Source organism: Sphingomonas sp. ABOLE, assembly GCF_003950455.1.
Taxonomy (GTDB): Bacteria; Pseudomonadota; Alphaproteobacteria; order Sphingomonadales; family Sphingomonadaceae; genus Sphingomonas; species Sphingomonas trueperi.
Genome location: NZ_QQWY01000013.1, coordinates 58,730 through 70,424 on the forward strand (window position 1 = coordinate 58,730; position 11,695 = coordinate 70,424).

An 11,695-nucleotide genomic window follows, 5' to 3' on the forward strand; every position below is an offset into this window, starting at 1 on the left:
AAGCCCCGAAGGAGAGGTCTGAAATGGCGGAGTCACCCGGAATCCTGCCGCGGCTCGACGAGGCACCGCTCAGCCGCACGCAGGTGATGGGCATCCTGCTCTGTCTGCTGCTCAACGCGCTCGACGGATTTGACGTGCTGGCGATCAGCTTCGCCTCGCCGGGCATCGCGGCGGAATGGGGAATCGACCGTGCGGCGTTGGGGTTGGTGCTGTCGATGGAATTGATCGGCATGGCGGTCGGCTCGGTCGTGCTCGGCAGCTATGCCGATCGTGCGGGGCGGCGGCCGGCGATCCTGCTGTGCCTCGCGATCATGGCGGCGGGCATGCTGGCGGCGACCTTTGCGCGCAACGTCGAGATGCTCTCCGCTTTCCGGCTGCTCACCGGGCTCGGCATCGGCGGCATGCTGGCCTGCACCAATGCGATGGTGGCGGAGCTCGCCAATGCCCGCACGCGCAGCCTCGCGGTGGGGCTGATGGCCTCGGGCTATCCGGTCGGCGCGATCGTCGGCGGGTCGATCGCGGCGCAGCTGCTGGTCGGCGGCGACTGGCGGCACGTCTTCCTGTTCGGGGCGGGCATGACCGCGCTGTTCCTGCCGCTCACCTGGCTCCTGCTGCCGGAGTCGATCCGCTACCTGTTCCAGCGCCAGCCGGCGGGGGCACTGGAGCGGGCGAACCGGCTGCTGGCAAAGATGGGTCAGGCACCGATCGAAACGCTGCCGCCGCGCGCCGACGTGGGGGCCAAGCTGCCGCTCGCCCAGCTGTTCGCCGGGCCGCTGGCGCGGACGACGATCCTGCTGACCATCGCCTATTTCTGCCACATCATGACCTTCTACTTCATCCTCAAATGGGTGCCGAAGATCGTGGTCGACATGGGGTACCCTGCGTCGCAGGCGGCGGGGGTGCTGGTCTGGGCCAATGTCGGCGGGCTGGTGGGGGCGGTGCTGCTGAGCCTGCTCAGCTGGCGGCTGCCGCTGCGGGCGCTGCTGGTGGTGGCGCTGGTCGCGGCGACCGCGATGGTAGCGCTGTTCGGCCAGGGGCAGCGCGACCTGGGCGGGCTGGCGCTGGTCGCGGGGATTGCGGGGTTCTGCACCAATGCCGGCGTCGTCGGCATGTACGCGCTGATCGCGCAGAGCTTCCCCACGGCGGCGCGCGGATCGGGCACGGGCTTCGTGATCGGCGTCGGGCGCGGCGGCGCGGCGCTGGGGCCGATCGTTGCCGGGCTGCTCTTCTCGATGAACCTCGGGTTGCCGGTGGTGGCGCTGGCAATGGCGGGCGGTTCGCTGGTCGCGGCGGCAGCGCTGCTCGGCCTCAGGCGGGGATAGCCGCGCTGCACTACGCGCGATAGGTTGGCGCGATGCAGATCCGGGAAGCGAGCGTAGGCGACCGCGACGACGTCATCGCATTGTGGCAGGCGGCGGGCCTCACCCGGCCGTGGAACGATCCCGCCGCCGATTTCGACCGTGCGGTGCAGGGGAGCACCTCCGCCATTTTGCTCCTCCTCGGTGGGGATACGCTGCTCGGCACCGCGATGGTGGGCGAGGACGGGCATCGCGGCTGGGCCTATTATCTCGCCGTGGCCGAGTCGGCGCGGGGGCAGGGGCATGGCCGCGCGCTGATGGCCGCCGCCGAAGCCTGGCTGCGCGCGCGGGGCTGCCCCAAGCTCCAGCTGATGGTCCGCGACGGCAATGATGCGGCGATCGGTTTCTATCGCGCGGTGGGTCTGGAGGTGCAGCCGGTTGTGACCCTCGGCCGTTTCCTTCACTAAGCGCGCATGACCATCGCACTCTACGGAATCAAGAATTGCGACACGATGAAGAAGGCGCGGGCCTGGCTCGACGCCAACGCAATTCGCTATGTGTTTCATGACTATAAGGCCGATGGTGTCGACCCAGCGCGGCTCGATCACTGGATCGCGGCGGAGGGCTGGGAGCCGCTGCTGAACCGCGCCGGCACCACCTTCCGCAAACTTCCGGAGATGGACAAGATCGACCTCGATTCGGCCAAGGCGCGCGCGCTGATGATCGCGCAGCCGTCGATGATCAAACGGCCTGTGCTGGAATATCCGGGCGGTTTGCTGATCGGATTCGCGGCAGAACGCTATGCCCGCGCGTTGCTCTGAGCACGAAAAATTTACACATTCATGGCCTAACCACCGTGTTTATCCTAAATTAACACGATAAACGAGACGGGTTACTGGGATCGCATGGCGTCTTATATTCGACAACGGCCAGCCAGCTGGTTTCGCACGGTCGCAACGATGCTGGTCTTGTGGGGGCTGTTCGGCTGCCTCGTCTTCTATGCGCACGCGACCCTGGCGTCGCAGCGTGGCGACGTGCCAAGCTTCTGGAATTGGGAATATTATCAGGCGGTGCCGCGCTGGTTCCTGGTCGATTACGCGATCGGGGTCGGTGCCAGCCTGCTGGGCTCGCTCGCGATGCTGCGCCGCTCGCGCAAGGCGAATCTGCTGTACGTCGTCTCGCTCGCCGCAGTGATCGTGCAGTTCGGCTATCTGTTCGCCACCGGCGGGCTGTCGGGCCCGGTGCAGGCCCTGGTGATCCCCGCCTTCATCCTCAGTGTTGCGATTTTCCAGATCTGGCTCGCCGGCATGGCGACCCGGCGGGGCTGGCTCCGCTGATCCGGAGCGGGCTGGCAAGGCCGCCCGCGACCCGCTAGACCGCGCGCCATGTCGCACCAGCTTACCCTCGATACCGCCACCAGCCGCGCCAACCCCACGCCCGCGCCGATGAAGCGCGTCACCGTGCCGGCGATCCGCAAGCGCAAGGGCGGCGCACCGCTGGTGATGCTCACCGCCTACACGGTGCGCATGGCGCAGCTGATGGACGAGCAGTGCGACATGCTGCTGGTCGGCGACAGCCTGGGCCAGGTGATCTACGGCCTGCCCTCCACCGTGCCGGTCACGCTCGAGATGATGGCGGCGCACGGTGCGGCGGTGGTGCGCGGCAGCTATCACGCGCTGGTCGTCATCGACATGCCGTTCGGCAGCTACGAAGCCTCGCCCCAGCAGGCGTTCGAGAGCGCGGCGCGGCTGCTCAAGGAAACCGGCGCGGCGGCGGTGAAGCTCGAAGGCGGCGCGGCGATGGCGCCGACGGTCAAGTTCCTCAACGAGCGCGGCATTCCGGTGATCGGCCATATCGGCCTGACCCCGCAGGCGATCAACGTGCTTGGCGGCTATGGCGCGCGCGGCCGCAGCGAGGCGGAGCACGCCAAGCTGGTCGGCGATGCGGTGGCGATGGACGAGGCGGGCGCCTTCGCGATCGTCGTCGAAGGCGTGGTCGAGCCGATCGCGGTGGAGATCACCAAGGCCGTCCAATGCCCCACCATCGGCATCGGCGCCTCGGCCCAGTGCGACGGCCAAGTGCTGGTCGCCGAGGACATGCTCGGCCTGTTCGAGCGCACCCCGCGCTTCGTGAAGCGCTATGACGATCTGGCTGGCCGCATTTCCGCCGCGGTTGAAACCTATGCGGGCGAGGTACGGTCGCGGGCCTTTCCGGGACCGGATCAGGTCTATGCGCCGAAGGACTGACGGAGTAGGGCGATTTGCGTTCACGAGACGCGGCGCTAAGGTCCGCGGCCGCATCAGACCCATGGAGTAGATTTTGGCGCTTCCTCCTTCCGGTACCACCGACGAGGCCTTCCTTCGCGAAGTCGACGAGGAATATCGGCGCGATCAGCTGATCCGCGCCGGCCGCCGCTATGGCATCTGGATCGCGATCGGCGTGGTGGCCTTCCTGGTCGCCGTGGCCGGCTGGCTGTTCTACGACCACAGCCAGCGCACCGCTGCCGAAGCACGCGGCGAGGAATATGACGCAGCGCTCCAGCTCGCCGCGCAGAACCAGGTCGGCCAGGCCCAGCCGGCGCTCGACAAGCTGGCGCAGGGCGAGGACGGCTATGCCGCGATGGCGCGCTTTACCCAGGGCAATCTGCTGTTCCAACAGGGCGACAAGAAGGGTGCCGCGGCCAAGTTCGCCAGCATCGTCACCGATAGCAAGCTCGCCCAGCCGTTCCGCGATCTCGCGCTGGTCCGCCAGACCCAGGCGGAGTTCGACACGCTCAAGCCGCAGGACGTGATCCAGCGGCTCGGCACGCTCGCCAACCCTGATTCGCCGTGGTTCGGCACCGCGGGCGAGATGGTGGCAGCCGCCTATCTGAAATCGGGCAAACGCGGCGAGGCCGCCAAGCTCTATCGCCAGCTCAGCGAAGCCGGCTCCCGCGTGCCGGATTCGATCCGCGAACGCACCGGCGAACTCGCCAAGACGCTTTCGGTGACGCCCACGGCGCCGACCGCTCAGACCCAGGAAAAGCAAGCTAAATGAACACGAAGGTTCGCGTTGTAACGGCAGTTGCGGCACTCGCGCTGGTGAGCGGCTGCGGCGTCTTCAAGGGCGGCGGCAGCAAGAAGACCCCCGTGCTCGGCGAGCGCGTGCCGATCCTGGTGACCGAAAACGACATCACCGCCGACAAGACGCTCGCGGGCATCGAGGTCCAGTTGCCCGAGGCGGCGGTCAACGAGAATTGGAGCCAGCCGGGCGGCAGCGCGTCCAAGGCGATGGGCCATCTTGCGCTCGGCGAAGCATTGTCGCGCGTCTGGTCCAAGCAGGTTGCCAAGCCGTCGAAGAGTCAGCGCCTCGCCGCTTCGCCGGTGATCGAAGGCAACAAGCTGTTCGTGATCGACCAGGCCGGCACCGTGCACGCCATGGCGGCCGATACCGGTTCGGAGCTGTGGAACGCCCGCACCGGCACCGGCGAGGACAAGCGCAGCCGCGGCGCGCTGTTCGGTGGCGGCGTCAGCGTTGACGGCGATCGTGTCTACGCTTCGAACGGCTTGGGCGACGTGGTCGCCCTGCAGGTCGCCGACGGCAAGGAGCTCTGGCGCAAGCGTCCCGGCGGCCCGCTGCGTGGCGCGCCGACGCTCGCCAACGGCAATGTCTATGTGGTGACTCAGGACAACCAGCTGTTCGCGCTGACCCAGGACAAGGGCGAGATTTCGTGGACGGCGACGGCCAGCCTCGAATCGCAGGGCGTGTTCGGCGTCGCCGCCCCGGCTTCGGCGCAGGGCACGGTGATCGCGGGCTTCTCCTCGGGCGAGCTCAACGCCTATCGCTACGAGAACGGCCTGTCGCTGTGGGGTGACGTGCTGACCCGCAACACCATGACCACTTCGGTCTCGTCGCTGTCGGATATCGATGCCGAGCCGGTGATCGACCAGGGCCGCGTCTATGCGCTGGGCGAGGGCGGCCGGATGGTCGCGGTGGACATCACCAGCGGCTCGACCTTGTGGGAGCAGAGCATCGGCGGCCTGGCCTCGCCCTATGCGGTCGGCGAGTGGCTGTTCGTGGTCACCGACGATGCGCGCCTACTCTGCCTGTCGCGCAGCAGCGGCAAGCCGCGCTGGATTGTTCAGCTGCAGAAGTACAAGAACGAGAAGAAGCTGAAGAACCCGGTCGCCTGGAAGGGCCCGATCGCGGCCGGCGGGCGTCTCGTGCTGATCAACACGCTGGGCCAGATCGTCTCGGTGTCGCCCAAGGACGGCAGCATCCTCTCCACCAAGGAGACCAAGGATCCGCTGTCGCTCGCGCCGGTCGTGGCCAACAGCACGCTCTACCTGCTCGACGACAAGGGCCGCCTGAGCGCCTATCGCTGAGCCTGCTGCCCCGGCCGGGTGCCGGGCAGACTATCCACAAAGGGGGCCGGGGCGCAGCGCTCCGGCCCCTCTCGTTTTTCCGGCGACTTTGCGTCGCCCTTTCGACTGCGTTAGAGAATCGATCATGCCCTTGCCCACCGTCGCAATCATCGGACGCCCCAATGTGGGCAAGTCGACGCTGTTCAACCGGCTGGTCGGAAAGCGCCTCGCGCTGGTCGACGACCAGCCCGGTGTCACCCGCGATCGCCGGGAGGGTGACGCGAACCTGCTTGGCCTCGAGTTCCGGGTGATCGACACCGCGGGCTATGAGGACGAGGATGCCGCGACGCTCCCCGGCCGCATGCGCGCGCAGACCGAAGCGGCGGTGCGCGAGGCCGACGTCTCGCTGTTCCTGATCGACGCGCGTGCGGGCGTGACCCCGCTCGACGAGGAAATCGCCCGCTGGCTGCGTTCGACCGATCGTCCGGTGGTGCTGATGGCCAACAAGGCCGAGGGCCGCGCCGGCGAGACCGGTGTGCTGGAAGCGATGGCGCTCGGCCTTGGCGATCCCATTCCCTTCTCGGCCGAGCATGGCGAAGGCGTGGCGGACCTGTTCGAGGCGCTGCTGCCGCATGTCGACCGCGACGACGAGGAGCCGGAGGAGGATCCCGAGAGCCCCGACGCGCCGCTCAAGCTGGCGATCGTCGGGCGTCCGAACGCGGGCAAGTCGACGCTGGTCAACCGCATCCTCGGCGAGGACCGGATGATCACCGGGCCCGAGGCGGGCATCACCCGCGATTCGATCTCGATCGATTACGAGTGGACCGACTTCGAGGACAAGCCGCGCAAGGTGCGGCTGGTCGACACCGCCGGGCTGCGCAAGAAGGCGCGCGTCGAGGAGAAGCTGGAGAAGCTTTCGGTCGCCGATACGCTGCGCTCGATCGACTTCGCCGAAGTCGTCGTGCTGCTGCTCGATGCGACGCGCGGGCTGGAGGTGCAGGATCTCAAGATCGCCGATCGCGTGCTGCAGGAAGGCCGTGCGCTGATCATCGCGCTCAACAAGTGGGACGTGGCGGAGAATGCCTCCAGCCTGTTCAACGGCGTGAAGGGCGCGCTGGACGAGGGGCTGGCGCAGGTGAAGGGCGTGCCGCTGCTCACCGTCTCGGCGGTGACCGGCAAGGGGATCGACACGCTGATGCGCGTGGCGTTCGAGACGCGCGAGGCCTGGTCGCGCCGCGTGTCGACCGGGCAGCTCAACCGCTGGTTCGAGCGCGCGATCGAGGCCAATCCGCCGCCCGCGCCCGGCGGCAAGCGGATCAAGCCGCGCTACGTCACCCAGAACAAGACGCGGCCGCCGAGCTTCGTGCTGTTCGGCACCCGCGTGGACCTGCTGCCGATGAGCTACCAGCGCTATCTGATCAACGGGCTGCGCCGCGAGTTCGATTTCGGCGCGGTGCCGGTGCGGCTGGTGCTCCGCGCGCCGAAGAACCCGTTCGATCGGGAGAAGGAGTGAGAGCGGGGCAGTCTATGACTTTCGCCCCCCAAGCTCCCTCCGGCATTCCCGCAAAGGCGGGAATCCATTTGCCAGGACGCTTCGGCAAGAGCCTCGACGACTCCATCAATGGATCCCCGCTTTCGCGGGGATGACGATGCGGGGCGTCGTATGCCCCCATTCGGTCGCAGCTTACTCCGCCTCGGCCGGCTTGCTGTTGAGCTGGATATAATTTTCCAGCCCCATGCGCTCGATCATGTCGAACTGGCGTTCCAGCGTGTCGACATGCTCTTCCTCGCTGTCGAGGATCTTGAGAAACAGGTCGCGGCTGACGAAGTCGCGCACGCTTTCGCAATGTTGGATCGCGTCGCGCAGCACGGCGATCGCCTCCACTTCCAGCGCCAGGTCGGAGCGGAGCAGTTCTTCCACATTCTCGCCGATGCGCAGGCGGCCGAGCAGCTGGAAATTGGGGAGGCCGTCGAGGAACAGGATGCGCTCTGCCAGCCAGTCGGCATGCTTCATCTCGTCGATTGATTCGTGCCGCTCGAATTCGGCGAGCTTCTGCACGCCCCAATGGTCGAGCATGCGATAATGCAACCAATATTGGTTGATTGCCGTCAATTCGTTCTTGAGTACTTCGTTGAGATACTCGATGACTTTAGCGTCGCCCTTCATTGCGCGAGACTCCTTTCGGAGCCGTACCTACCGCGAATGAAGTCAGAAAAAAACCGTAGAAATCAGCAGCTTTTTACTTGCGAATGTCACGCAGCCGCACGTTCTTCGGCGATGATCGCGCGGGCGAAGGGCACGCACTGGCCGCATTTTGCCTGGCAGCCGAGCGCGCGATAGGCTTGGCAGGCGCTCTGGGCGCCGGACCGCGCCGCTTCCCGTACTTCCCGTTCCCGCAGGGCATTGCAAACGCAGACGACCATCGACGATCCCTCGATTCTCTCGCTGGGAGAGATCTAGTGCGATTGCGAGCGATTCGCAAGGCTATTGCGAATGGGTTGCAGGCTGCCGCGCGCCAGACTGCGCCACAGCCATTCGAGCGGACCATAGCGGAAGACGGACAGCCAGGGCTGCGACCAGAGCAGCAGCAGCGCCCAGACGCCGAGCACTACCGGGTAGAGCTGCCAGCGCGAGAGATAGCCGAACCAACCCAGGCCATAGCCGTCGAAGAACCACACGCAGAGCAGGCTGGTCGCGAGATAGTTGGAAAAGGCCATCCGTCCTGCCGCCGCCACCCGCCGGGTCAGCCAGCCCTCGGGCCGTGCTGCGTAGAGGATCAGGCAGGCCCAGCCGAGGATCATCACCGGCCGTATAAGCTCGGGCAGCGTCACCGCCGCCATCAGCACCGCGAACAGGCTGAACTTCGCCGCGATTAGCCAGATCGCCAGCAGGGCGTAGATGGGTAGGGCAATCGCCCAGCAGCGCAGCCACCAGCGGCGATAGGTCTCGCGCGGCCACGCGCCCGTCAGCAGCCCGCTGCGCAGCGCTGCCATGCCGAACAGCATATAGCCCAGCGTCTCCCAGCCATAGACCAGCAGCATCGCGAAGGGGCTGGTAGCATATTCGCCGAAGCGCTGGCCGACGACCCCAGCATAGCTGCCACGATGCACCGCCAGTTCCGACGCGATCCGTGCCCCGGACGGCATCCCGAACGCGTTCACCAGCGAGGTGAACCCGCCCTGCGTGGCCTGCGGCAGCAGCGACATCCGCCAGGCATCGTGCGCGAAGGTGCCGAACAGCGCGGTGCTGACCAGTACCAGCACCGTCCCCAGGCTCAGCAGCCGCGACACCGGCAGCGTGCGCAAGGGAAAGGCGAGCATGCCGACCAGTGCATAATGGGCGAGGATGTCGCCGCTCCAGACCAGCCAGAGATGCGCGAGGCCGAACACCAGCAGCCAGCCCATCCGCGCATAATGCGCCCGCGCCGGATCGCGCCCCGCCGCCGCCGCCGCATCGGTGACGATCAGCAGCGAGGCGCCGAACAGGAAGGAAAACAGCCCGCGCATCCGCCCGTCGAAGAACAGGAAGTTGACCAGCCAGGCGGCGAGGTCCGCGCCGTGCCATCCGCCATAGGCGCGCGGGTTGAAATAGGCCGCTTCGGGCATGCCGAAGCCGACGATGTTGAGCAACAGGATGCCGAGCAGCGCGGTGCCGCGGACGAGATCGAGCGAGAGCAGGCGGGAGGAATTCGCGGGATGCACCCCCAGCGCTTAGAACCAGCTGGCGATCTGATCCATTGATTTGCGTTCGAGGGCGGCCGCCGGCACCGTCGCATCGGCCCCGGCATGGCCGGTGACGATCAGCATTACTGGCCGCTCATGTTCGGGCCGCCGGCACAGCCGGTTGAGGAAGCGCGCCGGCGTGGCGGTGTGGACCAGCGTCGCCAGCCCGGCCATGTGCAAGGTGGTGAGCAGCAGGCCGCAGGCGATGCTCACGCTCTCGACCATGTACGGGTTCGGGAAGCGATCGGTTTCGGTCGCCTTGGTCTGGCCGAAGGCGACGATGATCCACGGCGCGACTTCGAGATAGGGCTTGTCGGCATTGGTGCCGAGGTTCTGGAGCAGCCCCTGCCATTCGCTGCCGCCGATGCCGCCGTAGAAGTTGCGCTCTTCCTCTTCCACCGCCACGCGCAGCGCCGTCTTTGCGCCGGGCGAGGAAAGCGCGGCGAAATGCCAGGGCTGGCGATTGGCGCCGCTCGGTGCGGTACCGGCTGCGGCGATCGCCGTCTCGATGATCGCGCGCGGCACCGGCGCGGCCGAAAAGCTCCGACAACTGTGGCGCGTTGCCATCCGCTCGCAAAAGGCTGCGGCGTTCGCGATCCGCGCGTCGTCCGGCAGATCGATGTCAGGAGTCCAAGGCCGCATGGAAGGTTTCATAGAGGAATTTGGAGACGAGCGTCGTCGAAGAGGCGTCGCATGTCCACCTGTGTTTTATGCGGAGACGTGCATATGTCGAGCTTTATTCGGTTGCAGGCGTAAGCCGGGGGGTTAGCTTGACCCCCGACCAGCCATCGAAAGCGCAGCGATCACGCGCCTCCCATCCGTGCGCCGCGGCGACGTCGGCGACGGTGTTCTCGCGCAGTTCGGAGGTCCCTTCCTGCTCGGGCCAGGACACCCAGCAGAAGCCGTTGCTGGCGAGCAGCTCGCGCAACGCGCCCAGTTCGCGTTCCAGGTGGTCGCGGCGCGAGGCGAACAGGTGCACGCCCTGAACGCCGTCGGTCGCGCAGCCCAGTTCCTCCAGCGCGGCGCGTTCGGGTGCGATCGCGGCGCGCACCGCCGGCGGCATGTCGTGAAACCAGACGCGCATGCCGGGCTTGAAGCCGAGCCGCGTCGCCATCGGGGTGCCAGAACATTGTTCCATCGTCGCCGCCCTCCTTGGATCAACCTACAGGATGCGGCAGATCGGCGCCAGCGGCCTTGATCGCGGTCAGGCCGGCTGCACGGCGCGGTCGATCGGGATGTTGCGCAGCTCCACCAGCGTGCCGGGGCCGGGGCGGGCGGGGGCGATCCGCAATTCGGCGTCCATGCCCTGCGCCAGGTTCCGCGCGATGCGCAGCCCCAGGCTGTCGACCGCGGCGAGGTCGAAGCCCTCCGCCACGCCCGCGCCGTCGTCGCGGATCGACAGCGACAGCCGGTCGCCCTCGGCGCAGACCTGGACCAGGATGGTGCCGGTCTCGCGATCGGCAAAGCCATGCTCGATGGCGTTGGCGATCCCCTCGGCGACGATCAGCGCCAGCGGGATGGCGCGGTCGGGCGGCAACAGCAGCGCGCTGTTCGCTTCCACCACATGGCGGATGCCGGGCTTGCCGCTGCTTTCGGCCAGGTCCTCGACCAGCGCGGTGACGAAGGCGTCGAGCGCGAGCGGTTCGCCGCGGCTGCCATATAGACGCCGTTGGATGCGGCCGATCAGCTGCAGCTTGGCCGCGGCTTCGCCGATCGCCCGCTTGGCCTCGCCATCGGCAATCCCGCGGCGCTGGAGCGCGAGCATCGCGCCCACCATCTGCAGATTGTTCGAGACGCGGTGCTGCAGCTCCTCGAATAGGATCTCGGTCCGCGCGGCCAGGCTGGCGCTGCGTTCGCGTTCCGCCATCAGCCGGGCGTTGGCAAGCTGCATCCAGTGGACGAGCAGGATGTCCACCGTCACCACGCCGGCATAGAATAGCAGCGCGACGGCGGTGCCCCGTTGCAGCGCGAAGCTGTAGAGCGGCGGGATGAAGAAGTACCAGGCGAGCAGCCCGCACAGGATCGCCGCGATGACGCCCGGGCCGCGTCCGAACAGGAAGGAGGCGAGGATCACCGCCGGGAAGAAGGTCAGGTAAGGAAAGCCCGGCGGGAAGAACGGATCGAGCACCAGCCGCAGCCACCAGGCGATCGCGCAGAAACCTACCGTGATCGCATAGGCCAGCGGTCGCCGCTTCTTGAGCAGCGGAAGATTCTCCAGCGTCCGATGATAGGAGTTCATTGCCACCCGTTGCCCCAGTCCTGCCCCGCGAACGCGGCATCGCTCCCCAGGGATCGGAGCGGCCAAGCGGGATCTCTCATCGTTCAGAAACA

Annotated in this window: 14 protein-coding genes; 8 read left to right on the forward strand and 6 right to left on the reverse strand. The window is 67.2% G+C overall.

The window, feature by feature from the left end:
• Positions 1-23 precede the first annotated feature (23 nt).
• From CA234_RS10135 to der, 8 genes are all read left to right on the forward strand, one after another.
• On the forward strand, positions 24-1,322 hold the full coding sequence (locus CA234_RS10135; protein ID WP_126001615.1) for an MFS transporter: 1,299 nt from the start codon (positions 24-26) through the stop codon (positions 1,320-1,322).
• Between the two features lie 32 nt (positions 1,323-1,354).
• Positions 1,355-1,765, forward strand: coding sequence for a GNAT family acetyltransferase (locus CA234_RS10140; RefSeq protein ID WP_126001616.1), 411 nt, complete (start codon positions 1,355-1,357; stop codon positions 1,763-1,765).
• 6 nt (positions 1,766-1,771) lie between these two features.
• Positions 1,772-2,119 (forward strand): ArsC family reductase, encoded by a 348-nt coding sequence (locus CA234_RS10145; protein WP_125976506.1) that lies wholly within the window; start codon positions 1,772-1,774, stop codon positions 2,117-2,119.
• A gap of 138 nt (positions 2,120-2,257) precedes the next feature.
• Positions 2,258-2,635 carry a hypothetical protein gene (locus tag CA234_RS10150; protein WP_126001617.1) on the forward strand — a complete coding sequence of 126 codons (378 nt, stop codon included), beginning with the start codon at positions 2,258-2,260 and terminating at the stop codon, positions 2,633-2,635.
• A 48-nt stretch (positions 2,636-2,683) separates the two neighbouring features.
• A complete protein-coding gene (panB, locus tag CA234_RS10155) occupies positions 2,684-3,544 on the forward strand; it encodes a 3-methyl-2-oxobutanoate hydroxymethyltransferase (RefSeq protein ID WP_126001618.1) in 861 nt (286 codons plus the stop codon).
• Positions 3,545-3,617: 73 nt separating this feature from the next.
• A complete protein-coding gene (locus CA234_RS10160) occupies positions 3,618-4,334 on the forward strand; it encodes a tetratricopeptide repeat protein (RefSeq protein ID WP_125976512.1) in 717 nt (238 codons plus the stop codon).
• Positions 4,331-5,662 carry a PQQ-like beta-propeller repeat protein gene (locus tag CA234_RS10165; protein WP_125976514.1) on the forward strand — a complete coding sequence of 444 codons (1,332 nt, stop codon included), beginning with the start codon at positions 4,331-4,333 and terminating at the stop codon, positions 5,660-5,662. Before CA234_RS10160 ends, CA234_RS10165 begins: the two co-directional genes overlap by 4 nt.
• 124 nt (positions 5,663-5,786) lie before the next feature.
• Positions 5,787-7,154: a ribosome biogenesis GTPase Der gene (gene der / locus CA234_RS10170; RefSeq protein WP_164521770.1), complete on the forward strand. Its 1,368-nt coding sequence runs from the start codon at positions 5,787-5,789 to the stop codon at positions 7,152-7,154.
• Positions 7,155-7,325: 171 nt separating this feature from the next.
• Here der and bfr read toward each other — a convergent pair whose 3' ends face one another.
• The 6 genes from bfr to CA234_RS10200 form a co-directional block, all read right to left on the reverse strand.
• On the reverse strand, positions 7,326-7,808 hold the full coding sequence (gene bfr, locus CA234_RS10175) for a bacterioferritin (RefSeq protein ID WP_126001619.1): 483 nt from the start codon (positions 7,806-7,808) through the stop codon (positions 7,326-7,328).
• A gap of 86 nt (positions 7,809-7,894) precedes the next feature.
• The gene (locus CA234_RS10180; RefSeq protein WP_010545522.1) at positions 7,895-8,065 is read right to left on the reverse strand and encodes a (2Fe-2S)-binding protein; all 171 of its coding nucleotides are present in this window, start codon (positions 8,063-8,065) and stop codon (positions 7,895-7,897) included.
• Between the two features lie 33 nt (positions 8,066-8,098).
• Positions 8,099-9,343 (reverse strand): DUF418 domain-containing protein, encoded by a 1,245-nt coding sequence (locus tag CA234_RS10185; RefSeq protein WP_241213433.1) that lies wholly within the window; start codon positions 9,341-9,343, stop codon positions 8,099-8,101.
• 9 nt (positions 9,344-9,352) lie between these two features.
• Positions 9,353-10,006 (reverse strand): nitroreductase family protein, encoded by a 654-nt coding sequence (locus CA234_RS10190; protein WP_241213434.1) that lies wholly within the window; start codon positions 10,004-10,006, stop codon positions 9,353-9,355.
• 94 nt (positions 10,007-10,100) lie between these two features.
• Entirely contained in the window at positions 10,101-10,502 is a 402-nt protein-coding gene (locus tag CA234_RS10195) for a DUF3052 family protein (RefSeq protein ID WP_125976520.1), read from the reverse strand.
• Positions 10,503-10,568: 66 nt separating this feature from the next.
• Positions 10,569-11,603, reverse strand: a complete 1,035-nt coding sequence (locus CA234_RS10200; RefSeq protein ID WP_164521771.1) for a DUF4118 domain-containing protein — start codon at positions 11,601-11,603, stop codon at positions 10,569-10,571.
• Between the last annotated feature and the right edge of the window lie 92 nt (positions 11,604-11,695).